The sequence below is a fragment of the Alishewanella sp. HL-SH05 genome (assembly GCF_052655985.1).
Genome location: NZ_CP199753.1, coordinates 3261080 through 3287448 on the forward strand (window position 1 = coordinate 3261080; position 26369 = coordinate 3287448).

The following is a 26369-nucleotide window of genomic DNA, read 5'->3' on the forward strand; positions in this document are numbered from 1 at the left end:
GTTGTGGGCCAGTTGCCAAACGCAGCACTGAGGAGGAATTATGCAAGTCTATCGAGCTTTGCAATCGGTGTTATTGCTCACCCTGCTATTAGTGAGCACAGGCTGTGCTTCGCAAACGCAAAGTAACAATGCCACTGTGCAAATCAGTGATGCAGAATTTGATCAAATGCTGGCCCCAGTGGCCCTGTATCCCGACAGTGTACTGACGCATGTGCTGATCGCCGCCACCTATCCATTAGAAGTGGTGCAAGCGGCACGTTGGTTAGAACAAAACCCCAACCTTACGGCAGAAATGGCGGTTGAAGCAGCGAGCTTACAAGATTGGGATCCTAGCGTTCAAGCGTTAACGGCCTTTCCTCAATTGCTAAACCGCTTAAATGAAGATCTGCAGTGGACACAGCAACTTGGTGAAGCCTTTTTAACCGACGAAGCAGCCTTATTAGCCAGTATCCAACGTTTACGTGAACGCGCCTATGCGCAAGGTTCACTGCGTAATAGTGAACATGTCATCGTAGAACGTCAGCGTGAGGTGATTGTGATTGAACCGGCGCGGCGCGAAGTGATTTATGTGCCCTACTACGACACCCGCGTTGTCTATGGTAACTGGTGGTGGCCTACCCATCCACCGGTTTATTGGCATGGCCCAGCTGCATACCGCAATCAAGTGAGCTTTTACTGGGGCTCGGGTTTTCAGATCCGGCCATCATTTTATTTCAGCATCTTCGATTGGCAGCATCGCCATGTCGTCGTGCAACACAACTACTATTATGAACCCCCACGCTATTACCCTAAGCGTCAGCATTTTCACCAGGCACCACGCTGGCAACATGATCAATACCATCGCCGGGGTGTGTATTATCGTCAACCCCAGATCGTACACCGCAATAACCACTGGCGTGACGAGCGTAAGCATTCTAATCGTCCGAATGTACAGCCTGAACAAAACAGCGGAAGCTTTATCCCTGCCGACAGTCGTTTACGTCAAAGTAATGTAAGACGTGAACAAGAAGCGGCTCGTCAAGCGCAGCGCAGCAATGCGTCGACAACCCGACCGAATGAGCGAGAACGCAACACAGGCCGGATTGCTGAAAAGTGGGCAGAGAATGAGCAACGGACCCAACCGATCACTGCGCCTGTGACCTCTCAGGTAAAAGGCCAGCAAGACAGAGTAGGCTCTGAACGCATACAACCCTTTAATCGCCACAATGAACAGCGGATCCAACCGATTGAGCGTGCCACACCTAACGTACAACAGCCGCAGTCGATGAGCCGAAATGCACCTGAGCAACGCATCCAACCGATTAACCGCGCTGAACAGGAACAACGCATTAAAAGTGTCTTAAGCCGCAATGCGCCAGAGCAACGCATACAGCCCGTAACCCGGCCTGTGCAAGAACAACGTATGCCATCGGTTAATCGCAATGCACCAGAGCAACGCGTACAGCCCGTAACCCGGCCTGTGCAAGAGCAACGTATGCCATCGGTTAATCGCAATGCGCCAGAGCAACGCGTACAACCGGTAACACGACAAGTGCAAGAACAACGCATGCCATCGGTTAATCGCAGTGCGCCAGAGCAGCGTGTGCAACCAGTAACACGTCCAGTGCAAGAACAACGCGCACGGCCCGTGCAAGAACAGCGGATCCGGCAGCGCCCAGACGCTAATCAGTCTGCCCGAGTCGAGGCCAATTCATCTCGTCAATAACAAATTAATTAGAGGCGGCCTTTTTATTGATTTAAAACAAACTGCCAACCAAAAAGCCTGTCTACCGACAGGCTTTTTTGATCCAGCCCAAAGTATCTGCAGACTAACCGCGCACAATAGCGCCAGTTAATTATCTGGAGAACACCATGAAAGCAATCTTCACCGCAGCAGCCTTAAGTTTAACCCTATTCAGTGGCACCGCCTTAGCTGATTTTTCTGTCAATGTGGGTGCAATTAGTGTGCAGCCAAACGATAGCAGTAGCCATCTTGATGTTGTGGAAAGCGTTGCCGGTTTACCTGCAGGCTCTACCGGCGTTAAAGTTAACAACAATACCCAACTTGGCTTAACGTTCGATTATAAATTTGAAAACAATTGGGCAGTACAACTGATTGCGGCCACCCCATTTACGCATAAAATGAGTGGAGATGGCGCCTTGGACGGTTTAAACATTGGCAAAACCAAACATTTACCCCCGACGCTATTAGCGCAATACCACTTTGATATAGGAAGCGATCTCATTCAACCCTTTGTTGGTTTAGGGGTGAATTACACTAACTTTTTTAATACCGAAGCCGATCAACAATTAGTGACAACCTTGGTGGCTTTAGGTGCGGCGAACAATGGTGATGCGGTAACCATCAAACTAAAAAACTCTTGGGGTTTAGCGGCGCAAGCCGGCGTTAATGTGAAGTTCTCCGAAAACTTAGGGCTACATCTGATGATCAGTAAAATGGACATCGATACCGATGCGCAAGTTCGAGTACAAGGTAATACCATTCAACAAGTGGATGTCAATATTGATCCGTTTGTTGCGATGATTGGCTTACGCTGGACCTTATAATATCTTCAAACGATAAACCTCTCCTGCTGGCGCTTGCCAGCAGGTTCACCAAAGGCTGCAGCCAGCTGCATCCGACCAAAGTTGGGTCTGTTCCCGCTGCACAATCTAGACTACAGTAAGGTCTAGCATTTTCGCTGCGGAGTTCACATGGCGCAAAAAACCATTTCATTGAATTGGCAACAGTTATTAAAATCCGGTAGCCGTATTTTTATTGGCTCGCATGCTGCGGTCCCCACGTTATTAATTGACGACTTAATTGCTAATGCCAAAAGTCTGCACGATATTGAAATTGTGCAATTGGTGACCTTCTCTGACAACCGTTGGGCCTCTCCCGAATTTCAGCATCTGTTCAAAGTAAATACCCTATTTATCGGCGGTCATACTATTCGCCAAGCGGTCGCAGAAGGGCGTGCCGATTATACCCCCTGCTTTATGACCGACATCCCAGCGTTGTTCACGGACGGTATTTTACCTTTAGATGCGGCATTAATTATGGTCAGCCCTGCTGATGAACACGGTTATCACTCGTTAGGGGTTGCAGTCGATGTCATTTCGGCTGCAGCGAAAGCCGCCAAAATAGTTATCGCGCAAGTTAACCCAGCGATGCCAACAACCTATGGCCAATCCTTTATACATAAAGATGACATTGATGCGTTCTTCTATGCCGAACAAGCCTTACCGGAAATCGAACCACCCGAATTAGATGCGCGCACCGAGCGGATCGGCCAATATGTATCACTACTGGTCGAAGATGGCGCCACCATCCAAATTGGTGTCGGCAAAATTTGCGCGGCGGTCACACGTTATTTAAGCAATCACAAAGATTTAGGCTTACATACCGAGTTATTAACCGATGGCGCTTTAGATTTGATTAAAAAAGGCGTGATTAATAATCGGCGTAAAACCTTTCACCCGGGCAAAAGCGTCACCAGCTTTTGTATGGGCACAAAAAAGCTATACGACTTTGTCGATAAAAACCCTCATATCGGTTTTTATCCCAGCGAATATGTTAACTCACCGATTAATATTGCCCGCAACGATCGCATGGTGTCGATTAACAGCGCGATTGAAGTGGATCTGACCGGTCAGATTGTTTCTGATTCGATTGGCCATATGTTTTACAGTGGCGTCGGGGGGCAGGTCGATTTTAGCCGCGGTGCTTCCATGAGCCAAGGCGGTAAACCGATTATCGCCCTGCCCTCTACCGCGAAAAACGGCACCATTTCGCGCATAGTGCCACATATCAAAGAAGGCGCCGGCGTAGTCACCACCCGTGCGCATGTGCATTATGTGGTCACCGAGTTTGGGGTTGCTTCACTGCGCGGTAAAAGTATTCGTGAGCGCGCGCTTGAGTTAATTCGAGTGGCACACCCAAAGTTTCGTAATCAGTTATTAGCAGAAGTTCGCAAAAATTATTGGGTACCGCATTATCAATTACAAACACCGGTCGATGTCCCTGAGCTTGGCCCAGTAGGCTTTAAAGAGTTAACCTTTAATGGCGAAAAATTTGATATTCGGCCACTAAACCCCTCTGATGAGCGTCGCCTGCAAGAATTCTTTTATTCGCACACCAAAGAAACGCTGCAAATGCGCTACAACTCTGTGCCAACACAAATGAGCAGAGAAAAATCCTGTACCTTAGTGAGCGTTGATCAATCAAAAGACTTGGCTTTGTGTATTGTGAAACAAAAAGGCTCGGTGGTGGAGATCCAAGCGGTGGGACGTTATTACCTGATCCCAAATGAAGATAGCTGCGAAGTGGCCTTCGTGACTCGCGAAGTATTACAAGGCCGTGGTATGGCTAAACGCTTATTGGCCGAGATGATCAATATTGCAACCAGCCGAGGCCTTAACTCCATGCAGGCTTTTGTTCGTTCTGAAAATAAACCCATGCTAAAAGTGTTTGAAAATGCCGGTTTTGTGCGTTTAAAAAGTGACGACCCCACAGAAGTCTATTTAAAATTAACCATCCCAGGTAAAGGAGAAAACTGATGGCTATTACCATTTTTAGTCATCCCAGCTGTTATTACCATGACAACGGCGTCGAACACCCCGAGTGCGGTGAACGGCTGTCGGCCATTAATGATCAAATCATCCGCTCGGGAATGGAATATGTGGTTATGCAGTTCGATGCCACCCCAGCCAGTCGTGAAAGTTTGTATTTAGCCCATGGTAAACATTATGTGGATGAGCTTTTTGCCAAAGCGCCGACCGAGGGGCATATTTGGTTAGATCCTGACACCGTGATGAGCCCGAAAAGCCTTGAAGCCGCCATGCATGCTGCAGGAAGTGGTATCAATGCGGTCGACCGTGTTATGGCGGGCAACAATGAACAAGCATTTTGTGCCGTCCGCCCACCTGGCCATCATGCCACCCGTGAGCAAGCCATGGGCTTTTGTTTAATTAACAATATTGCGGTAGCCGCTGAACATGCACTCAATCACTATGGTTTATCCCGTATAGCCATTGTCGATTTTGATGTCCACCATGGTAATGGTACCGAAGATATTTTCCAGCACGAACCTCGGGTACTGTTTTGCTCCTCTTTTGAACATCCGCTTTATCCTTATACCGGGGCGGATACCGAGAATGATCACATCATCAATTTACCTTTTGCCGGAGGCTGTCGCAGCCAGCAATGGCGCGATCAAGTCTCTGAGCACTGGATACCGGCTATTGATGCGTTCGCGCCACAGCTCATTTTAGTGTCTGCGGGTTTCGATGGTCATGCCGAAGATGAAATGGCGCACTTTATGTTGCGCGAAGACGATTACCAGTGGATTGGCAACGAGTTAAAACAACTGGCGGATAAGCATTGCGAAGGCCGCATTGTCGCCATGCTAGAAGGCGGCTATGCACTTAGCGCACTCGGCCGCAGTGTGGTGGCTTTTTTAAAAGGGATGATGTAACTAGCCTAACATTTAGGCCAGTACTTAGCACACTTTGGCTGGAGGCGTCTCTTGCAGGGAAGCTAAAGATAAGCCTACATTGGGTGGGTCTAATGCTTACAACGTCGCACGGAGTACGCAACGCCGAGTGCACACATCGTAAAATGTCATCACTTGAAACAAAAACGCCAGCACGTTTTGCTGGCGTTTTTCCATTTAGCGAAAGGTTAACCTAACCACACTCGCGCATTACGGAACATGCGCATCCATGGGCTATCTTCTTGCCAATCATCCGGGTGCCACGAGTTCGCCACGGTACGAAATACCCGCTCTGGGTGCGGCATCATAATACTCACGCGGCCATCAGTGGTGGTCAGGGCGGTAATACCGGCTGGTGAACCGTTCGGGTTCGCCGGATATTGCTCTGTTACCTGACCGTAGTTATCGACAAAACGCATCGCCACATTGCCACTTTGATTGGCCGCAGCAAAGGCCGCTGCGCTGGCAAATTCTGCATGGCCTTCACCGTGCGATACCGCGATTGGCATACGTGAACCGGCCATACCGCTAAAGAACAATGACGGGCTTTGCTGCACTTCCACTAAGCTAAAACGTGCTTCAAACCGCTCAGACTTATTACGGACAAAGTGCGGCCAGTGCTCAGCACCGGGGATCAGGCTCTTCAGATTCGACATCATCTGACAACCATTACAGACACCCAAAGCAAACGTTGATTGCCGTTCGAAGAAGGCTTGGAACTGTTCCCGTGCTTGCGCGTTAAACAGAATCGACTTGGCCCAACCTTCACCGGCGCCTAATACGTCACCGTACGAGAAACCGCCACAGGCAGCTAAACCGTTAAAGTCGGCCAACTTCACGCGACCAGCTAAAATATCACTCATGTGCACGTCAACCGCATTAAAGCCGGCACGGTTAAACGCCGCGGCCATTTCTTGTTGCGAGTTCACGCCCTGCTCACGCAAAATAGCGATCTTCGGTGCAGCACCTTTTAAAATAAATGGCGCGGCAACATCAACGTTAGCATCAAAGCTTAATTTTACATTCAAGCCCGGATCCTGCTGATCGGCTTTTGCCGCCATTTCTTGCTCAGCGCCAGCTGGGTTATCGCGCAACGCTTGCATTTGATAGGTGGTTTCCGCCCAAATGCGGCGTAAGCGGCTGCGGCTATCGCTAAAGACGGTTTTACCTTGCTGCGTGATCACAAACTCATCGCTGGCACTGACCGCACCTAATAAGTGGCTTAACGGCGCTAAGTTATGCTTTGCTAACACTTGCTGAACATAAGCTAAATCCGCGGTTTTCACCTGAATCACCGCACCGAGCTCTTCGCTGTATAGCGCAGCAAGCGCATCAGCGCCTAATTCACTAATATCCGCTTGCAGACCGGCTTTACCGGCAAAGGCCATCTCGGCCAGCGTAACCAATAAACCACCGTCTGAACGGTCATGATAGGCCAGCAATTTTTGCTCACGGGTTAATTGCTGCATCGCATGGAAGAAATTCAGCAATAACTCTGGACTATCTAAATCCGCCGCTTTATCGCCTAATTGCTTATACACTTGCGCTAAACAAGAACCACCTAAACGGTTGGCTCCTTGGCCCAAATCTACTAACAACAAGCTACTGTCACCCAAGTCAGTGCGAAGCTGTGGCGTGACGGTTTTACGAATATCTTCAACACGAGCAAAAGCGGTAATCACCAACGACAATGGTGCAGTGACGGCTTTTTCTTCACCGTCTTGCTGCCAGCGCGTTTTCATCGACATTGAGTCTTTACCGACCGGGATAGTCACGTTTAATGCTGGGCATAACTCTTCGCCCACAGCCTTAACCGCGGCGTACAAACCGGCATCTTCACCTGGGTGACCGGCCGCGGCCATCCAGTTTGCTGATAATTTAATCCGGTTTAAATCGCCAATATCCGTGGCTGCGATATTGGTAATGGCTTCTGCTACCGCTAAACGGGCAGAGGCAGCAAAATCAAGCAATGCCACTGGCGTACGCTCACCCATTGCCATCGCTTCACCGTGATAAGTATCATAGCTTGCTGCGGTAACTGCGCAGTTAGCCACCGGCACTTGCCATGGGCCAACCATCTGATCACGTGCCACCAAGCCGGTTACCGTGCGATCGCCAATGGTCACTAAGAAGGTTTTCTCGGCAATGGTAGGTAAACGTAGTAAACGCTCGGCGGCATCGGCAATAGTAATGGCACTGCGATCGAGCGGTTTGCCAACGGCTTGCAAGCTTTGCACTTCACGGTGCATTTTCGGTGCTTTACCCAGTAACACATTTAACGGCAAGTCGATTGGCGTATTACCAAAATACTGATCGCTTAAGGTTAAATGTTTATCTGCAGTGGCTTCACCGACTACCGCATAAGGTGCGCGCTCGCGCTTACAAATCTCTTCAAACACCACGAGTTTGTCAGCCGGAATGGCCATCACGTAGCGCTCTTGCGACTCATTACACCAAATTTGTAATGGCGACATACTCAGTTCGTCGTTCGGTACGTTACGCAGTTCAAACTTACCGCCCACACCACCATCGCTCACTAATTCAGGGAAAGCATTAGATAAACCACCTGCACCCACATCGTGGATAAAGCAAATAGGGTTATCGGCGCCCAACTGCCAGCAGCGGTCGATCACCTCTTGGCAACGACGTTCAATTTCTGGGTTTTCGCGCTGTACGGAAGCAAAATCTAAATCTTCGTTCGATTGCCCTGAGGCCATTGATGAAGCCGCACTGCCGCCTAAACCAATGTTCATAGCCGGGCCACCTAGCACTACCAGTTTAGAACCTGGTGCTAAATCGCCTTTTTGTACATGGTCTTCGCGGATATTACCTAAACCACCGGCAATCATTATTGGCTTGTGATAACCACGCACTTCTAAACCGTTATGGCTGTGTACTTGCTCTTCATAAGTACGGAAATAACCGTTGATCGCTGGGCGACCAAATTCGTTATTAAAGGCTGCGCCACCCAGTGGCCCTTCCAGCATGATGTCAAGTGCACTAACAATACGGTTTGGCTTACCAAAATCGGTTTCCCAAGGCTGTTCAAAGCCAGGGATACGCAAGTTAGATACCGAGAAACCCACTAAACCCGCTTTGGGTTTTGAGCCGACACCGGTAGCACCTTCATCACGAATTTCGCCACCCGAACCCGTTGCCGCGCCTGGGTAAGGAGAGATTGCCGTTGGGTGGTTATGCGTTTCAACCTTCATCAAAATATGGATCGGTTCATGGTGATACTGGTATTCATTACTACCCGCTTGCGGGAAGAAGCGCCCCGCTTCAGAACCGACCATCACTGCCGCGTTATCTTTGTAAGCCGATAACACGAAATCTGGCGAATGCTCGAAAGTGTTCTTAATCATTTTAAACAGCGATTTAGGCTGTGCTACGCCGTCGATAGTCCAATCAGCGTTAAAAATTTTGTGCCGGCAATGCTCTGAGTTAGCCTGAGCAAACATATAAAGCTCAATGTCGTTCGGATTTCGGCCTAATTGCTGAAAGTTAGTGACCAGATAGTCAATTTCATCTTCCGCCAGCGCTAAACCCATTTGCTGATTGGCTAGCACTAATGCTTCGCGACCACCGGCTAAAATATCAACTGAACTCAGCTCTGCTGGCGCAGCTTTAGCAAACAATGCTTCTGCCTGCTGCAGCTCAGTAAACACCGTCTCCATCATCCGATCATGCAATAAGGCTTGCACCTGCGTTAACTGCGTTGCAGTTAAGTCCTCAGCTAGGAGATAATACGCCACGCCGCGCTCAAGGCGTTTAACCTGCGGTAAGTTACAGTTATGGGCAATATCAGTCGCTTTTGATGACCATGGCGAAATGGTACCCGGCCGCGGCGTCACGAGTAACAACAGACCGGTCGGTTGATGACTGGTGACCGTGGGGCCGTAACTCAATAATTTATCTAATGTGTCCTGTTGCTCTGCACTTAACGGTGCAGCAAGATCAGCAAAATGCATATATTCAGCATAAATTCCGCTTACCGGTAAATTTTGCTGGGCACAAAGATCGAGTAACTTTTGAATTCTGAATTCGGACAGTGCAGGCGCACCACGCAGGATCAACATAGGCTTATTTCCGTTGGTTGAACGACAGTGGAACCTAGGGCGTTTACACCCTAAAAGGCGGCATATTATAAAGAAAATTCACGGCGAGGGATATGCGAAAAACCTGACTGACGGCAAGAAGTTTGCTATAACAGCCATTCATCAAAGAGGTTGGACCGCCATTATGCAAAAAACGCTGTTATTACTCTGCTGTTGCTTACTGTTTGCTTGCACGCCACCGGCGGTCGAGACAACCGGGCAATTGGCCGACATTTATCAGCGCAACAGCTTGCGAGTGGGTATTTTACATGGCCCGACAAGTTATTATATTGGGGTAGATGGCCCTACTGGGTTTGAATACGAACTGGCCAAAGCACTGGCCGACCGCCTCGGTGTCGAGCTGAGTTTAGCCCCCAGTTTTCACCTTGATGAGTTACTCGATAAACTGGAAACCGGCCAAGTTGACTTTATCGCCGGAGGACTAACCTTAACGCCCTCACGTACTGAACGTTTTCGTGCCGCACCGCCTTATCGCTGGATCAATGAAGTCGTGGTGTACCGACAAGGAGCAACTTGGCCGCGTGAATTTGCCGATCTAGCCGGGCCGGTTGTGGTGATGAAAGCCAGCAGTCATGCCGAAAGCCTGGCCATTTTACAACAAGAAAACGCTGACTTTCAGTATGTAGAAGATCCCGAATTAGATGCCGATGAATTACTGCAAAAAGTCATCGACGGCAGTATCAACTATACCCTGACCGATTCAAACCAACTGGCGGTAAACCGCCGTTTGTTTCCGCAACTCAGTATTGCCTTTACTCTCAATGAAAATTTGCCGGTGGGTTGGCTACTTCAAAAAAGCCAAGATGACAGCTTATACAGTGTCTTGATCGAATATTTTGGTCATGTTTATCAAAATGGCGACTTAGTGACATTAGAGGATCGTTATTTTGGCCATGTTGAGCTGTTTGACTACGTTGATACCATTAAATTTATTCAGGCTATCGACCACACCTTACCGAAGTTCAAACCATGGTTTCTGGAGCATGCCGGTGAATTGGATTGGCGTTTATTGGCAGCGTTAAGCTATCAAGAATCGCACTGGAACCCGAAAGCCCGCAGCCCCACGGGTGTACGCGGTTTAATGATGCTAACCATGCCCACGGCTCGGCAAATGGGCGTAGACAGTCGGCTCGACCCACAAGATAGCATTGATGGGGGCAGTCGTTATCTGCAACTGTTATTAACGCGTATCCCAGAGCGGATCCCGATGCCAGACCGATTATGGTTCGCCTTAGCCTCATATAACATTGGCTGGGGTCATGTTGAAGATGCGCGACGTTTAACCCAGAGAGATGGCGCCGATCCCGATAAATGGCTTGAAGTGAAACAACGCTTACCTTTATTACGCAAAAAGTCGGTGTATCAACATACGCGTTTTGGCTTTGCCCGCGGTGATGAAGCGGTAATGTATGTCGAAAATATTCGTCGCTATTACGACACCCTTGTGGGCGTGGACGAACGGCAGCAACTGGAAGATAGAATGGAACAACAACGTCAAAAACTGGTCGAAGAAACAAATCAATCTGAAGAGTCGTCTGCCTTAGCACCACCCTCTTCATAATAAATTCATACCGGCTGCTTGTAACTGAGCTTACGCAGTCATACTATTAACAAAATCGTAAACACTTTAGGCAACCCTATGCTAAATAAAAAAAGACCGTCGCTAAAACGGCGGCGGCGTTTACTGACCGTCTCGTCAAGTCGGCGACGCCTAAAACGCAGTGTGAAGACCGTTAAGTTAAATCGACGTCGCCGTCATTACCAAACGTCTTTTCAACAATTTCCAACGGCCCCTTGTGCTGTTTAAGCCTCTTTTGCTCAGCGCGACGCCGCTGGAAAAACGTCGATAACATCATCGAACACTCTTCAGCCAACACCCCTGCGGTCACCTCTAATTGATGGTTTAACTTGGGATGACACACCAAATCCATGATCGAGCCGGCCGCTCCCGTCTTATAATCGCTGGCCCCAAACACCAGCCGTTTAATTCGACTATGCACCAACATACCGGCGCACATGCTGCACGGCTCTAGCGTGACATACAAAGTACACTCTGGTAGCCGATAGTTTTGCAGTAATTGGCCCGCTTGGCGCACGGCTAACATTTCAGCATGTGCCGATGGATCGTGCGAACTGATCATCTGATTCCAGCCTTCAGCAACCACTTGCTGATCCTTAACCAACACCGCCCCCACTGGCACTTCGCCTGCGGCTTCTGCTCGAGCGGCTAACATTAAAGCGTGGCGCATCCAATCTTCATCAGTCATAAAGTTTTACAAAGTTTTGCTATCGTTGGCGAATTTTACCACTAGACTGAAGTCAGGCTGACGATTATTTTGGGTAATACACCTCCCTTGCAAAACAACAAAACATAACACATTGATATTAAACAGTTTAAACTTTGGCATTTTGTTTGCAGTGTTTTTTGGTTTTTACACAGCCAATAAATCAGTCAACAGATCAGCCTCATTGACATAAAGCTTGGACAAACGCAAAGGAGAACAAAAAAGTGGATATCGGAGTGGTGGTTATTGTCGTCGTCGCGATTGTCGGTGGCTGCTTTTATGATGCAATGAAAATGCGCTACAAGTATCAACATTTAGCATCAGGCAAAGGTGATAAAGAAATTCAAGAAGAATTACAAAAAGTCAAAACTAGGCTTGCCGCTTTAGAAAGTATCGTCACTGATAAGAAATATCAGTTAAATGAAGAAATTAATCGTTTAAATCGTTAAAGGAGTGACTAATGGGACCTTTTGAAATTGCCGCCATCGCTATCGTATGTGGCTGTGCCGTTTCCGGCTATAAAACCTATATGGAAGGCAAAGCAAAACATAACAACGAAGATGTTAGCGCGTTACAAAATGAGATTGCTAAACTAAAAAATCGCGTGGCCACCCTCGAAAGTATTGTCACCGAGCCTAGCTATCAGTTAAAAGAAAAAATCAATAAACTCTAGCACCGCCCTCAAAACTAAAAGTGTATGTTGCCAGCACAAGTTCACTCGCCGATATGATTATCGGCGTTTTTGTTTGAGCTAATATTTTAGCGTTTAAATTTTTGACTAATTCTTAGTCAAAATCACTACGTTTGTGTGATCAATCTGTCACAACCGCCAACCTAAAATCATAAGATATTGAAAAAATTTAATTTATTTTTTGGCATAGCTTTTGATTGGTATACAAGGAACTTGCTGAATCCAGCGTTAAACCTCTTAATCAAAAGGAATGACTTATGAACAGAACACTCGCAACCATATTAATTATTGCTATCGGTATTTACTGCTTACCTACATTACTCGCCATCTTAGCCACGGTATTTGCTGTTCTCATGGGTGTTATCGGTGCCATTATCGGTATTGGTGTTAGCTTAGCCGTCACCGTATTACCCCTGCTGATTTTAGCTTATCTGGTGTGGTGGTTAGTGCGTGATAAGCGTCAGCCACACTCTTCATAAATAACCCGTGATGACAATGAATCTTAAGGGAATATCCTTAGTTGTTAGGTATGCGATATAAATGCTTTGAGCAGCCAAAACAAGACCAGCTCCCTTGATACACAACTCTCCCTCTACAACGCTCTCGTCTCCGCTACGCTTGCCGTACCGGAGACGCCATCTAACGAACCCATCACTACAGCAGTGCTAAGCAGCGTTTGTGTTTTAGGAGTAACAGTTGCCCCTGCAGTGCCCGAAAAAGGCAAAATTAAAGATCTGAGCGCATACTACACGCTGGCGCTCCCATCCCGACTTTGCATTGCGCTATCATCAGGTTAAACCTGCCTGAGTCGCTTTCATTACCGTATGCACTCTATTCGCCAACGGTTGCTGAGCTCGGGTGGCTAAATATAAGGTTTCACTGACTGGCTGCAACAAGCGGTGAACTTGAATGAGGCTTTGCTGCGCAAACATTTCTACTGCATAAGCCGGTAATACTGTAAAGCCGAACCCCCGACTGACCGGCTCTAAAATCAGGGCGATTTGATTGGAAAAGCCGTGTTTTGCAATAAATGATACGCCTTGAAACTCTGGGTAATTAGCCGAAAGTAACAGCGCCGCATGATGAGCGCCATCGGGATGATCAATAAAACCGAGTTGTTGCAAATGGGACCAGCTAAGATCATCACAACCTGCCGGAGTGACCAACAATAATGGCTCCGTGGTTAAGGTTTCATAACTAACGTTGCTGAGTGTGGCAGCACAACTCATAATACCGATATCGGTTTCGCCATTGGCGACGGCCTGTTCAATACTGCGATTAGGTGCAAAACGATAATCAATTATCAGTTGTCGATGCTGCTGTTGTAAGCTCAGTAAATGCGGATACAGCTTTAAGCCCACGCTGCCCGGCGACATCAGTCTCACTTCTCCCTGAAAAGCGGGATCATGCCCCAAGCGCTGCGGCAAACTCGCCAAAGCCGCGACCAACTCACGCGCCTCAGCGTACAGCCGTTCCCCCGCATCCGTTAGGGTAAATTGTTTACCATGGCGATCTAACAGCGTCACGCCAAGCTGTTGTTCTAATTTATGCATATGCTGGCTGACACCCGATTGCGTCATATGCAAGCGTTGTGCGGTTTGGGTAAAGTGCCCTACTTCAACTAAGGTGCAAAAACTGCGTAACCATTGCGGATTAATCATTACGTTTTATACTTATTTTAAGTAAAAATGATAATTTCAAATAATTATAGCGCCTTTATATACTGTGATCACTGTTAAAAAGGAGCTAAATGATGAGCAATACTTATCCAAGAAATTTTTCACATATCGGTATTTCAGTGCCTGATCTGGAAGCGGCAGTAAAGTTTTACACTGAGGTACTCGGCTGGTATCTGATTATGACGCCCACTGAGATCACAGAAGACACGAGTGCCATTGGTGAAATGTGTACTGACGTGTTTGGTGCCGGCTGGGGCAGTTTTCGCATCGCCCATTTATCCACCGGCGATCGCATTGGCGTAGAGTTATTTCAATTCTCCAATCAGCAAAACCCGGAAAACAACTTTGAATACTGGAAAACCGGTATTTTCCATTTTTGTGTGCAAGATCCAAACGTTGAAGAATTGGCAGAGCGTATTGTTGCAGCTGGGGGTAAAAAGCGCATGCCGAAGCCACGTTATTACTATCCGGGCGAAAAGCCGTATCGCATGATCTATATGGAAGATCCGTTTGGGAATATTTTAGAAATTTATAGCCACAGCTATGAATTAATCTACAGTGCCGGCGCTTACTAAACTCACAGCGCTAACATAAAACAATATAAAAACGCGATTAGCTAGGATGCCAATCGCGTTTTTTATTTTTGACCGAACTAATCAGCTAAATAGCGGTTAAACCAGCCTATGGTGCGCTGCCACGCTAAATTAGCAGCGGCTTCGTCATAACGTGGCGTGGAGTCGTTATGAAAACCATGGTTTGTGCCAGGATAAAAATGCCCTTCATAGGTTTTGCCAGCGGCTTTTAATGCGGCTTCATAGGCCGGCCAGGTTTCATTAATCCGTGGATCGGTTTCAGCAAAGTGCAGTTGCAACGGCGCTTGAATAGCAGGCACATCTTCAGGGCGCGCTTGCCGCCCATAAAATGGCACCGCCGCCGCTAATTCCGGGTATGCCACTGCAGCGGCATTTGAGACACCTCCACCGTAACAAAAGCCGGTAATACCAATTTTTTGGGTGGTGAGTGCGCTGTCACGCAAAAACTCAATACCGGCAAAGAAGTCATTCATCAGCTTTTCTGGATCAACTTGGCGCTGTAGCTCGCGTCCCACTTCATCGTTACCCGGATAACCGCCCACCGAACTTAAACCATCTGGCGCCAGCGCAACAAAACCCGCCTTGGCTAAGCGCCTTGCCACATCCTCAATGTAAGGGTTTAAACCGCGGTTTTCATGCACCACCAAAACGCCGCCTACTGGTTTGCTATGATTTGCAGGCACCACCATATAACCGCGCACTGAGCCGTGGCCGTTAGGTGATGGGTAAGTAATGTAGCTGCCTTTAATTTCTGGATCGTTAAAGGAGATTTGCTCGGCTAGCGCATAATTAGGCGTGAGTGCCGATAAAATGCTTAAGGCTGTCATACCGCCAATGGCATATTTGGTGGCTTTTTCTAGAAAATCACGCCGGGTTAATTGGCCATGCACATAAAAATCATACAGTTCTAGCAATTCGGGGCTGAAATCGGCCGCGGTTAAACGAGGCATAAGGCTCTCCTGTGGATAAAGGTTATTCTTATTTGCAGTGTTACCGCAGGGCAACAGCTCGCGACAGGCTACTGCAATGTACCTTTGAGCACAGTGCAACATCAGCCGAAGCTTTCAATGATAAGTTACGCTTTAGCTTAGCAGTTAGTTTGCTTAGCTCAGGGGGGATTTAACGCAAGGAAGTCCTTGTTCAACGCATAAAAAAGCCAGGCTTAACCTGGCTTATCGTTATTGTGTATCTTGCGCTTACTTTTCGTGATGTAACCGCATATGTGGGAACAGGATCACATCACGGATAGACGCGGCATCGGCCAGTAACATCACCAAGCGGTCAATACCAATGCCTTGGCCTGCTGTAGGCGGTAAACCGTGCTCTAACGCCGTCACAAAGTCTTCGTCGTAGAACATTGCTTCATCATCACCGGCGTCTTTTTGTGCGACTTGCTCACGGAAACGTTCGGCTTGATCTTCAGCGTCATTTAACTCGCTAAAACCGTTACCTAATTCACGACCACCAATAAAGAACTCAAATCGATCGGTAATTTCTGGATTGTCGTCGTTACGGCGCGCCAGTGGCGATATTTCTGCGGGGTATTCGGTGATAAAAGTAGGATGACGCAGTTTGGTTTCAACTAATTCGTCAAACACTTCCATCAAAATACGACCGTGACCATAGTTAGGTTTAACGTCAATTTTCAGTGACTTCGCTAACTCAGCTACCGCTTCACGCGTGGTTAACTGCTCAAGCGTCAGCTCTGGATTGTAATGTAAAATAGACTCGGTAACCGACATACGCGCAAACGGCTTACCAAAATCGAATACTTCACCTTGATACGGCACTTCGGTGCTACCCAGCACATCCAATGCTAAACCACGGAATAACTTCTCCGTTAAATCCATTAAATCGTTGTAATCAGCATAGGCCCAGTAAAATTCTAACATGGTGAATTCTGGGTTATGCCGCGTTGAAACGCCTTCGTTACGGAAGTTACGGTTTAACTCGAATACTTTTTCAAAACCACCGACCACTAAGCGCTTTAAATACAACTCTGGGGCGATACGCAAAAACATCTGCATATCTAAAGCATTGTGGTGTGTTTCGAATGGCCGTGCCGAGGCACCTCCGGGGATGGCCTGTAGCATCGGTGTTTCAACTTCTAAGAAGCCTTCTTCATTGAAGAAACGGCGGATATAAGACACCGTTTTACTACGCACTAAAAAGGTTTTACGAGATTGATCGTTCGAGATCAGATCTAAATAACGCTGGCGATAACGCGCTTCGTTGTCGGTTAAACCGTGGAATTTATCTGGTAGCGGACGTAACGCTTTCGTCAGCAAGCGAATTTCGCTTAACCACACGGTTAACTCGCCCGTTTGCGTTTTAAATAAATGGCCTTTTACGCCAACGATATCGCCCAAATCCCACTTTTTAAATTGCTCGTTGTACAGCCCCTCTGGCAGGCTATCACGCGCTACATACACCTGAAACTTGCCGCCCATATCTTGCAGCGTACAAAAACTGGCTTTACCCATAATACGGCGCGTCATAATACGACCGGCAAGGCTCACTTCAACCTTGGCCGCTTCTAACTCTTCTTTGCTTAACGCATCATATTTAGCATGAATTTCATCAGAAATATTGGCGCGACGAAAATCGTTAGGAAAGGCATTACCTTGCTCGCGGATCGCAGCCAACTTCTGTTTTCGCTCAGCAATCAGTTTGTTAACATCCTGAATTTCTTCATGTTGAGTATGCTGTTCAGACATTTTTTGATTCCTGAGTGAGTTTATAAATAAGTCAGTTATAGTTTATAAACCAGCTTTTAGGCTGGCTTCGATAAATTTATCCAGATCACCGTCTAGCACGGCTTGCGTATTACGCGTTTCAATGCCGGTGCGTAAATCTTTAATGCGCGAGTCATCTAACACATAAGAGCGGATCTGGCTGCCCCAGCCGATATCCGATTTTGTGTCTTCGAGTGCTTGTTTCTCGGCATTTTGTTTTTGTAATTCAAACTCGTACAGTTTAGCGCGTAGTTGCTTATACGCGTTGTCACGGTTTTTATGTTGCGAGCGATCGTTTTGACACTGCACCACAATATTGGTCGGTAAGTGCGTGATCCGTACAGCAGAATCGGTGCGGTTAACGTGCTGACCACCGGCGCCTGAAGCGCGATAGGTATCGATACGCAAATCGGCCGGGTTGATATCGATTTCGATATCATCATCAATTTCGGGTGAAACAAACACCGAGGCGAACGACGTATGGCGACGATTGCCCGAATCGAATGGGCTTTTACGTACTAAACGGTGCACACCGGTTTCGGTACGTAACCAACCATAAGCATAATCACCGGTAAATTTAATGGTACAGCCTTTAATACCGGCCACATCGCCATCGGTGACTTCGTAAAGTTCAGGTTTAAAGCCTTTATCTTCACCCCAACGCAGATACATCCGCATCAGCATGCTGGCCCAATCTTGCGCTTCCGTACCACCAGAGCCTGATTGAATGTCGAGGTAACAATGGTTCTCATCGTTTTTACCCGAAAACATCCGGCGAAATTCCAGTAAAGCCAGTTGTTTTTCTAGATCGGCTAATTCGCTTTTTGCTTCATCAAAGGTCGCTTGATCTTCGGCTTCTACCGCTAATTCCACTAAACCCGCGACATCTTCTAAGCCTTGGTCTAGTCTGTCGATAGTACCCACCACTTGCTCTAGTGCCGAGCGTTCTTTACCTAATGCTTGAGCTTTATCCGGTGTATTCCAAATGGCAGAGTCTTCCAGTTCGCGCGAGACTTCCTCTAGGCGTTCTTTTTTGCCATCGTAGTCAAAGATACCCCCGAAGCACGTTAGTGCGTTCAGTCAGATCTTTAATACTGTTATAAACCGGATTTACTTCAAACATGTTGTGGTTAAACCTGTAATTCGACCAAAAAATTGGCGCGGATTATAACAAAAAACTGCCACTTAGGGCAGTTATTATCTGGAAAATTAGCGCAAGCGCTTAACAAGCCGCAACTTAGCTTACAGCATCCATATGTCGCACAATTAATTGCAAGTTTTGTTGCTCGCGATATTCATTAATATCTAACTGATAAGCTAAGCGGACTTGCTGAATATTCACATTTGGCCACGCCTTGTTATCGGCATTAAACCAAATGGCATCCACTAACTTGCCGCCAGGGCCTTGCAGCAGCATTTTTAAATGGCGGTCGGCTAACATCTTTTGACTGAGCAGTTTAAATTCACCATCAAAGACCGGCTCAGGAAAGGCCTGGCCCCAAGGCCCGGCATTTTGCAGTAACTGCGCAAAATCGAGCTCAAAGCAATCACGTTCTAATTCGCCATCACTCATGATCACGGCGGTTAACTGCTCGGGTGTTAAATATTTTTTCGCGGTAAAACTCAGCGCCACCTTAAAGGTGTCTAAACGCTCTTCAGCAATAGTTAAACCGGCGGCCATGGCATGGCCACCAAATTTTTTAATTAACCCAGGGTACTGGCTGGCAATTTCTTCTAATAAATCGCGCATATGTAAGCCGGGTATCGAGCGCGCCGAGCCTTTTAATTCACCGTTATCACCTTGAGCAAAAGCGATGGTTGGCCGGTTAAATTGCTCTTTAATGCGGCCGGCTAAAATACCGATCACACCCTGATGCCAATCGGCGCGGTATAAACATAAACACTCTGGTAACTCGCTACCATCAAAAGACAGCTGACTTAAAAATGCCTGCGCTTCTTGCTGCATGCTTTGTTCGATGTTGCGTCGCTCAGCATTTAACGCGTCAAGCTCTGCCGCATATTGCCGTGCTAAACCAATCGACGGCGCCAGTAAACAGCTGATACCCAGCGCCATATCATCTAAGCGCCCGGCGGCATTTAAGCGCGGCCCTAGCGCAAAACCAAAATCTGCTGCTGTAAGTTTTACGGCCGTGCGATTGGCCACATCAATTAACGCTTGGATACCCGGCCGACATTTACCGGCACGGATGCGCATTAAGCCCTGATGCACCAAAATACGATTATTGGTATCTAGCGGCACGACATCGGCCACCGTACCTAAGGCAACTAAATCCAGCAGTTCCGCCACATTCGGCTCAGTTAAACCCTGCTGTTGAAAATAGCCTTGCTCCCGTAAGGTCGCGCGCAGGGCCAGCAATAAGTAAAACGCGACGCCGACACCGGCCAACGCTTTACTGGGGAAAGTACAGCCTGGTTGATTCGGATTAACAATCGCATCCGCTTGGGGCAATTCGGCACCGGGTAAATGGTGATCGGTGACGAGCACTTTCACACCGGCTTTTTTAGCTAAGGCAACGCCCTCTATTGCCGAAATACCGTTGTCGACGGTAATGATCAGTTCTGCGCCCTGCGCCACCACGATCTCAGCCAGCTCTGGCGTTAAACCATAACCGTATTCAAAGCGATTCGGCACCATATACTCGAGGTATTTAAAGCCAAACGCTTTTAAACCGCTCATCAGCACTGCGGTACTGGTAGCACCATCGGCGTCAAAGTCACCGACAATAACAATACGTTGTTGCTGGACAAGTGCTTCAATTAACAGTGCAGCAGCAGTATCGATACCCTTTAATAAATTAAACGGCAACAGGGCAGCGGCATGCCGTTGCAATTCATCGGCATGCTGTACCCCTCGGCCTAAATACAACCGACGTAACACCGGATGCAAACTGCTATCTAATTCGGCTGCTACCGTGGGTAAGGCGCGGCGCAGGATCTGTTTTTGCTGCAAGCGTAACTCCTAGAGCGTGTTGACCTTTGCTACTCGGGTTGCCGTGTTGGGCAACCCATAGCGCACAATATCTGCTAAGTAATGGCTAATTTTGCTCTAACCTGCGCTAAGTTCTTTAATCATGGCTTCTGCGGGCATATAACCTGGGATCAACTGACCATCAGGCAGGATCACCGCAGGAGTGCCGGTAACACCGATAAACTGCCCCAGCTCGTAATGCGTGGCCACAGGGTTTTGACACATCGCTTTAGCCACCGTTTTATCGACCTTGGCATTGTCCATGGCGCCGCGTTGATCTTTGGCACACCAAATATGTTGCATTTGCAAACCGATTTCTGAAGCAACACCGGCACGAGGGTACGCTAAGTAACGCACAGTAATACCGGCTTTTAAATACTCTTTGATTTCTGAGTGTAATTTGCGGCAATAACCACAACTGGGATCGGTGAACACATGCACTACATATTTTTCATTGGGGGCTTTGTATTCAATAACGTTGTCTTTTTGCTCGGCCAGCTTTTGAACAATAATCGGGGCCATTAACTGTTCTTTTAAGTTAGTCGGCACTTGTTGACCACGAACTTGCTGCCAATTTTGCATATCCAGCACATTACCGGCAACCAAAAACCGGCCATCGTCTGACATAAAGAACAAACCACGATCGGTCAGCACTTGCGATACGCCAGTCATTGGCGAAGGGCTGACTTGTTGTACCGTTAGCCCAACTTGGGCCAACGATTCAGTAATTTTAGCCTCATTTGCTAAAGCGGTCAGCGGTAGGCTACTGGCGATAAATAATGCCGCTAAAGTTTTTAAACCGAATGTCATAGTGTTCCTTGTTCCGCACTAACCCCGCGGATGATGTTGTTGATGCAGATGCTGCAAGCGCACTTGGGCAACATGCGTGTAAATTTGTGTTGTCGACAGATCACTGTGGCCCAATAACATCTGTACGACCCTTAAGTCGGCCCCATGGTTCAGTAAATGCGTGGCAAACGCATGTCGTAAAGTATGAGGTGACAAGGTTGCCTTAATGCCCGCCACTGTTGCATAAAATTTGATACGGTGCCAGAAGGTCTGTCGGGTCATCATTTGTTGTCGATTACTCGGAAACAGCACATCTTGCGCACTCCCTAACAGCTGTGGCCGCGCTTCGCGTAAATAACGACTTAGCCAATGCTGTGCTTCTTCACCCATAGGCACCAAGCGTTCCTTACGGCCTTTACCCAGCACCCGCACCACACCTTGTTGCACAGACAGTTGCTGCATGGTTAAGCTAACCAACTCGGTCACGCGTAAGCCGGTGGCATATAATAACTCTAACATGGCTTTATCACGAAATTGGATCAGCTCGCTTAAATCCGGTGCGCCAAGCAAAGCTTCCACATCGGCTTCTGATAGGGTTTTCGGTAAGCTACTGCCAATTTTGGGGTTTAATAAATGCTCCAGCGGATTCGTACTTATCAACGCCAATTGCTGCCAGTAACGATAAAAACGCCGTAAACTACTTAACACCCGAGAGGCAGAACGCGGGCTAATCCCGTGATCGTAGCGCGTGGCTAAATACGCATTCACATCATCACCGCTAACACTGAGCAGTTTGATATTTTGCTGCTGACAAAACAGCGCAAAATGCCGCAGATCCGAGCCGTAAGCACTTAACGTGTGCGGGCTGGCATCTTGCTCTAAATAAAGCTGATCCAAAAATTGTTGAATACGCTGCTGCGTATCGGCTGTCAAGGCAGCATGTATTGTTTGGCTCATAGCAAGCTTAACGATCTCAGGTGTGCCAATAGTAGCGGATTTAGCCATCAAGGCATAGTGTATGGGCGAGCGCAGGCAAGTCTGATAATATACCGCCATGTTTCACTACACGTGCTATCAGATGAACATTGGTCTTTTTTATGGTTCCACCACCTGCTACACCGAAATGGTGGCAGAGAAAATTCAAGTACTACTCGGCCCCGAGTTGGTGACGTTACACAACTTAAAAGATACCGGTTTGGCCGCCATGCAAGATTACGACATCTTGATTTTAGGCCTCTCAACTTGGGACTTCGGCGAAATTCAAGAAGACTGGGAAGCACGCTGGCCTGAGATCAGCCAAGTTGATTTAAGCGGAAAAATAATCGCCCTTTACGGTATGGGCGACCAAATTGGTTATGCCGAATGGTTTCAAGATGCGCTGGGCATGTTACATGAGGCGCTGGCACCACAGGCTATCACCCGGGTAGGTTTCTGGCCAAACAGTGGTTATGAATTTATCGCCTCAAAAGCGCTTACGCCGGATGGCGAATGGTTTTATGGCTTAGCACTGGATGATGAAAATCAGTATGAGTTAACTGATGCCCGGCTGCAAAGCTGGGTCGAACAGGTGTTAACCGAAATCGCCACCATCGGCTAAGCATCGGGTTAAAACTTCAAATAAAAATCCCGTAGCAAGGCGCGATATTCAGCTGAATAAGTGCCGTTTTCAGCGTGGATCAGTAAGCTGCTTAGCTCAACTGCTTGCCTCTTGCCAGCAAAGCGCCAACTCTGTAAGTAACGACTGACCGGCTTGTTCGCTTTACTTTGCACGGCACAGCGGCGCAAGCAATGCCAGCCTCCCTCGGTTGCTGCTGCATCAAAAGCCGGCTGACTTACCGCAGGTAACACTAAACAAAATTCCCCTTCGGGGCTTAATAACGTTGCCGCTTGTTGTAACAAGGCACTAAAGGGCAAGCTATCGGTATGCCGGGCTTGTTGTCGTAATGGATCTATACTGGGCAAAGCCGCTTGAAAAAAAGGTGGGTTAGACACGATTAAAGCGTAACGTTGCGTGCTCTGATAGGTTAGAATATCGCCTTTTATTACCGTGATGGCCAATGGCCACGGACTGTGTTGCACATTATCTGCAGCCTGTGCCGCCGCGGCAGCATCCAGCTCGATGGCAGTAATTGCCTGTTTACCCTGGCTGCGCTGCGCTAACATTAAACTAAGAATACCGCTGCCTGCGCCAATGTCTAACATAGCACCCTTGGCTGGCAGCCGGGCCCAGGCCCCTAATAGCAGCGCGTCAGTGCCGACTTTCATCGCACAATGCTGATGCGCAATAGTAAATTGTTTACATTGAAAACCTGCTGACATACGTCCTCCGCGCGCCAGTTTAGCCTGAGTGCCAGCCGATGTCATAAGGAAACAGCATAACTTTGAGGTACTACCCATGTCATTTGCCGAGTTTCAACTCGACGACGCCCTTAATCGCGCACTCGAAACGGCCGGTTTTAGCGAGCCCACTCAGATCCAACAACTGGCGCTGCCACTGGCGTTAGAGGGCCGCGATATTATGGCGTCTGCCCCAACCGGCACGGGTAAAACGTTGGCGTTTGTGTTACCCGCTATTCAATATTTATTAGATTTCTCGCGCCGCGATCCGGGTTTTGCGCGGGTTTTAGTGATGACACCAACCCGCGAACTCGCTTACCAAGTGTATGATGAATTCCGTCAGTTCAGCCAACATACGACTCTGAACATCGGTTTAATTACCGGCGGTGTGAACTATGGTAGCCATAAAGACACGCTTGAAAAAAACAATGACATCTTAGTCGCCACCCCTGGTCGACTGATTGAATATCTCGATGAAGAAAGCTTTCAAGCGGATGAAGTGGAAGTACTGATCCTCGATGAAGCGGATCGGATGCTCGATATGGGCTTTGTTGGTGAGATGAACCGTATCGTGTTAGAAGCGCGCCGCCGCCGGCAAACGATGCTGTTTTCTGCCACTTTAGAAGGCGCCACGTTAGAGCGTTTCGCCAGTCATTCGTTAAAAGAGCCAGAGCGGATTGAAGCGCACCCATCGCGCAAAGAAAAAGCCAAAATACTGCAGTGGTGTCATTTAGCCGATGACATTAACCACAAGCTCGCTTTGTTAATTCATATTTTGCAGCAAGAAGACGTGACCAAGGCGATCGTTTTTGTGAAAACCCGTGAGCGTTTAGCCACGTTGTCGGGGCAATTAGAAACGGCCGGTTTACGCTGTTGCTGGTTACAAGGTGAAATGCCGCAAGATAAACGGCTGCAAGCTTTAGCACGTTTTACCAATAACCAAGTACGCATCTTAGTGGCGACTGACGTAGCGGCGCGCGGTTTGGATATTGACGACATCAGCCATGTGATTAACTTTGATATGCCACGTAGCGCCGATGTGTATGTGCACCGTATTGGCCGCACAGGTCGCGCCGGTAAAAAAGGGACGGCGATCTCGCTAGTCGAAGCACACGATATGAGTATTGTTGCCAAAGTAGAACGCTATACTGAGCAAAAACTTAAACGTCGTAACATTGAGGGGCTTCGCGCCAAAAATAAAGAAGCGAAAGTAGCAAGTAAAAAGAAAAAGCCAGGTAAATTAGCGGCCAAAAAGCTGGCAAAAAAAGCGCCTAAAAAATAATTACCACGTTGTTTTTGGCCAATAGGTAATCGCACTTATTGGCCGTCTTCCCCTCGCTCTATGCTTTTCAACACCAGGTTCGTTGCCCCACTCCCTTTTATCTTTTTAGCCCAACGCATCAACGCAATTTTTAGTCAAATCCGCTGTAATTATTCCAAAAGCATGCTATCAATAGGAATAAATTATTATTAGCGGAGCGGTCGGTGGATAAACGTCAATTTCTAAAAAGCAGTGCAGCCGCACTTAGCGTACTGCCATTAGTCGGTTGTAGCCTCACAGCACAAGCGGCCAGCACAACCTTAGCCACTAACGGTCGTATCTTGCCGAAACGGTTACAAAAAGGCGATACCGTTGGCTTAATTGCCTCATCCGCCGCCGTTGCCGACCAAGAAGATTTAGTTATCGCCACTGAAGTACTGCAGGCGCTGGGCTTTAACGTTAAAGCCGGCCGTTTTTATACCGAGCGTCATGGTCATTTAGCTGGCCGTGATGCGGATCGCGCCAGCGATCTGAACGCCATGTTTGCCGATCCCGAGGTAAAAGCCATTATCTGTGCCCGTGGTGGTTCAGGTGCCGCGCGTATTCTGCCGCTGCTTGATTATGAGATGATCCGGCGCAACCCTAAGCCGTTACTGGGTTATTCCGATATCACTGCGCTGCATAATGCCTTGCTGGCTAAAGCCGGTTTAGTGAGTTTTCATGGCCCCAATGGTATTGGTAGTTGGAATGCCTTTAATGTGGATCAATTCGAACGAGTGTTTTTCCAGCAAGAATTGCTCACTTACCAAAACGAACAAGAAAGCAAAGGTGAACTGGTTAACCGCGAAAACCGCACTCGCGTGATTACCCCAGGTAAGGCGCAAGGCGAGCTAATGGGCGGTAACTTAACGGTTTTGACCTCCTTGGCTGGCACGCCTTACCTACCAGATTTTCAAGATAAAATTCTTTTTTTAGAAGACATTGAAGAGCAGCCCTACCGCATTGACCGCATGATGAGTACGCTAAAATTGATGGGTGCGCTGGATAAAATAAAAGGCTTTGTGTTTGGCGATTGTAACCGCTGCACCCCAGGCAATGGCTGGGGCAGCTTAACGCTGGATGAGATTTTTGCCGACTTTATTAAACCGCTGGGTATTCCAGCTTATCGCGGCGCGATGATTGGCCATATTCCCAAGCAATTTATTTTACCGGTAGGCGCAAAAGTAGAACTGGATGCCAATGCCGGCACCCTACGCTTACTCGAGCCGGTATTTCAACGCTAACCGAACAAGCTGACTGCTAGGGGGTCATTCCTAGCAGTCTCACCGGCGAGTATAGATCTCACCTCACGGTGAGATTATCTTTTAGCGACGCAAAAGAAAGTACCTCGCCAACGGCGAAAGCGTTAGCCTAAGCTT

General features: G+C 47.9%; 22 protein-coding genes. 12 read left to right on the top strand and 10 right to left on the bottom strand.

Annotated features, from left to right (window positions below; translation table 11 throughout):
- The first annotated feature begins 40 nt into the window (after window positions 1–40).
- The 4 genes from ACUJFL_RS14935 (at window position 41) to ACUJFL_RS14950 (ending at window position 5456) form a co-directional block, all read left to right on the top strand.
- Window positions 41–1705, top strand: coding sequence for a DUF3300 domain-containing protein (locus tag ACUJFL_RS14935; protein ID WP_445427903.1), 1665 nt, complete (start codon window positions 41–43; stop codon window positions 1703–1705).
- Between the two features lie 146 nt (window positions 1706–1851).
- On the top strand, window positions 1852–2547 hold the full coding sequence (locus ACUJFL_RS14940; RefSeq protein ID WP_445427904.1) for an OmpW/AlkL family protein: 696 nt from the start codon (window positions 1852–1854) through the stop codon (window positions 2545–2547).
- A 147-nt stretch (window positions 2548–2694) separates the two neighbouring features.
- Window positions 2695–4539, top strand: coding sequence for a bifunctional acetyl-CoA hydrolase/transferase family protein/GNAT family N-acetyltransferase (locus ACUJFL_RS14945; RefSeq protein WP_306177666.1), 1845 nt, complete (start codon window positions 2695–2697; stop codon window positions 4537–4539).
- Window positions 4539–5456 carry a histone deacetylase family protein gene (locus ACUJFL_RS14950; RefSeq protein WP_226751128.1) on the top strand — a complete coding sequence of 306 codons (918 nt, stop codon included), beginning with the start codon at window positions 4539–4541 and terminating at the stop codon, window positions 5454–5456. Before ACUJFL_RS14945 ends, ACUJFL_RS14950 begins: the two co-directional genes overlap by 1 nt.
- A 206-nt stretch (window positions 5457–5662) precedes the next feature.
- On the opposite strand, the gene purL is transcribed toward ACUJFL_RS14950, so the two are convergent.
- Window positions 5663–9553: a phosphoribosylformylglycinamidine synthase gene (gene purL, locus ACUJFL_RS14955; protein WP_445427905.1), complete on the bottom strand. Its 3891-nt coding sequence runs from the start codon at window positions 9551–9553 to the stop codon at window positions 5663–5665.
- Between the two features lie 163 nt (window positions 9554–9716).
- Between purL and mltF the strand changes: the two genes are divergently transcribed.
- Entirely contained in the window at window positions 9717–11153 is a 1437-nt protein-coding gene (gene mltF, locus ACUJFL_RS14960) for a membrane-bound lytic murein transglycosylase MltF (RefSeq protein WP_445427906.1), read from the top strand.
- A gap of 172 nt (window positions 11154–11325) precedes the next feature.
- Here the strand turns inward: mltF and tadA are convergent, their stop codons facing one another.
- Window positions 11326–11859 carry a tRNA adenosine(34) deaminase TadA gene (gene tadA / locus ACUJFL_RS14965; RefSeq protein ID WP_445425397.1) on the bottom strand — a complete coding sequence of 178 codons (534 nt, stop codon included), beginning with the start codon at window positions 11857–11859 and terminating at the stop codon, window positions 11326–11328.
- 242 nt (window positions 11860–12101) lie between these two features.
- Here tadA and ACUJFL_RS14970 point away from each other — a divergent pair, with 242 nt between their 5' ends.
- The 3 genes from ACUJFL_RS14970 (at window position 12102) to ACUJFL_RS14980 (ending at window position 13047) form a co-directional block, all read left to right on the top strand.
- Window positions 12102–12326, top strand: a complete 225-nt coding sequence (locus ACUJFL_RS14970; protein WP_226751124.1) for a hypothetical protein — start codon at window positions 12102–12104, stop codon at window positions 12324–12326.
- An 11-nt stretch (window positions 12327–12337) separates the two neighbouring features.
- Window positions 12338–12550, top strand: a complete 213-nt coding sequence (locus ACUJFL_RS14975; RefSeq protein ID WP_226751123.1) for a hypothetical protein — start codon at window positions 12338–12340, stop codon at window positions 12548–12550.
- A gap of 275 nt (window positions 12551–12825) precedes the next feature.
- The gene (locus tag ACUJFL_RS14980; RefSeq protein WP_226751122.1) at window positions 12826–13047 is read left to right on the top strand and encodes a hypothetical protein; all 222 of its coding nucleotides are present in this window, start codon (window positions 12826–12828) and stop codon (window positions 13045–13047) included.
- Window positions 13048–13356: 309 nt separating this feature from the next.
- Here ACUJFL_RS14980 and ACUJFL_RS14985 read toward each other — a convergent pair whose 3' ends face one another.
- On the bottom strand, window positions 13357–14229 hold the full coding sequence (locus ACUJFL_RS14985) for a LysR family transcriptional regulator (RefSeq protein ID WP_445425398.1): 873 nt from the start codon (window positions 14227–14229) through the stop codon (window positions 13357–13359).
- A gap of 92 nt (window positions 14230–14321) precedes the next feature.
- Here ACUJFL_RS14985 and ACUJFL_RS14990 point away from each other — a divergent pair, with 92 nt between their 5' ends.
- Window positions 14322–14822, top strand: coding sequence for a lactoylglutathione lyase family protein (locus ACUJFL_RS14990; RefSeq protein ID WP_226751276.1), 501 nt, complete (start codon window positions 14322–14324; stop codon window positions 14820–14822).
- A 77-nt stretch (window positions 14823–14899) separates the two neighbouring features.
- On the opposite strand, the gene yghX is transcribed toward ACUJFL_RS14990, so the two are convergent.
- The 6 genes from yghX to xerD all read right to left on the bottom strand — a co-directional run bounded on the left by yghX (window position 14900) and on the right by xerD (window position 22310).
- Window positions 14900–15790 (bottom strand): YghX family hydrolase, encoded by an 891-nt coding sequence (gene yghX / locus ACUJFL_RS14995; protein WP_226751120.1) that lies wholly within the window; start codon window positions 15788–15790, stop codon window positions 14900–14902.
- Window positions 15791–16036: 246 nt separating this feature from the next.
- Window positions 16037–17557, bottom strand: a complete 1521-nt coding sequence (lysS, locus tag ACUJFL_RS15000) for a lysine--tRNA ligase (RefSeq protein WP_226751119.1) — start codon at window positions 17555–17557, stop codon at window positions 16037–16039.
- Window positions 17558–17599: 42 nt separating this feature from the next.
- Window positions 17600–18698 (bottom strand): peptide chain release factor 2 gene (gene prfB / locus ACUJFL_RS15005; RefSeq protein ID WP_226751118.1). Its coding sequence is split into 2 segments (ribosomal slippage): window positions 17600–18622 and window positions 18624–18698, totalling 1098 coding nucleotides; the frame shifts between segments, so codons are not numbered across the junction.
- Between the two features lie 114 nt (window positions 18699–18812).
- Window positions 18813–20546 (bottom strand): single-stranded-DNA-specific exonuclease RecJ, encoded by a 1734-nt coding sequence (recJ, locus tag ACUJFL_RS15010; protein ID WP_445427907.1) that lies wholly within the window; start codon window positions 20544–20546, stop codon window positions 18813–18815.
- A gap of 96 nt (window positions 20547–20642) precedes the next feature.
- Window positions 20643–21374, bottom strand: coding sequence for a bifunctional protein-disulfide isomerase/oxidoreductase DsbC (gene dsbC, locus ACUJFL_RS15015; RefSeq protein ID WP_445427908.1), 732 nt, complete (start codon window positions 21372–21374; stop codon window positions 20643–20645).
- Between the two features lie 18 nt (window positions 21375–21392).
- Window positions 21393–22310 carry a site-specific tyrosine recombinase XerD gene (xerD, locus tag ACUJFL_RS15020; RefSeq protein ID WP_445429098.1) on the bottom strand — a complete coding sequence of 306 codons (918 nt, stop codon included), beginning with the start codon at window positions 22308–22310 and terminating at the stop codon, window positions 21393–21395.
- A gap of 121 nt (window positions 22311–22431) precedes the next feature.
- Between xerD and fldB the strand changes: the two genes are divergently transcribed.
- Window positions 22432–22950: a flavodoxin FldB gene (fldB, locus tag ACUJFL_RS15025; RefSeq protein WP_226751115.1), complete on the top strand. Its 519-nt coding sequence runs from the start codon at window positions 22432–22434 to the stop codon at window positions 22948–22950.
- An 8-nt stretch (window positions 22951–22958) separates the two neighbouring features.
- Here the strand turns inward: fldB and ACUJFL_RS15030 are convergent, their stop codons facing one another.
- The gene (locus ACUJFL_RS15030) at window positions 22959–23672 is read right to left on the bottom strand and encodes a tRNA1(Val) (adenine(37)-N6)-methyltransferase (RefSeq protein WP_445427909.1); all 714 of its coding nucleotides are present in this window, start codon (window positions 23670–23672) and stop codon (window positions 22959–22961) included.
- 76 nt (window positions 23673–23748) lie between these two features.
- Between ACUJFL_RS15030 and srmB the strand changes: the two genes are divergently transcribed.
- Both srmB and ACUJFL_RS15040 read left to right on the top strand, forming a co-directional pair.
- Window positions 23749–24972: an ATP-dependent RNA helicase SrmB gene (gene srmB / locus ACUJFL_RS15035; RefSeq protein ID WP_226751113.1), complete on the top strand. Its 1224-nt coding sequence runs from the start codon at window positions 23749–23751 to the stop codon at window positions 24970–24972.
- A gap of 203 nt (window positions 24973–25175) precedes the next feature.
- The gene (locus ACUJFL_RS15040; RefSeq protein WP_445427910.1) at window positions 25176–26234 is read left to right on the top strand and encodes a S66 peptidase family protein; all 1059 of its coding nucleotides are present in this window, start codon (window positions 25176–25178) and stop codon (window positions 26232–26234) included.
- Window positions 26235–26369: the final 135 nt, after the last annotated feature.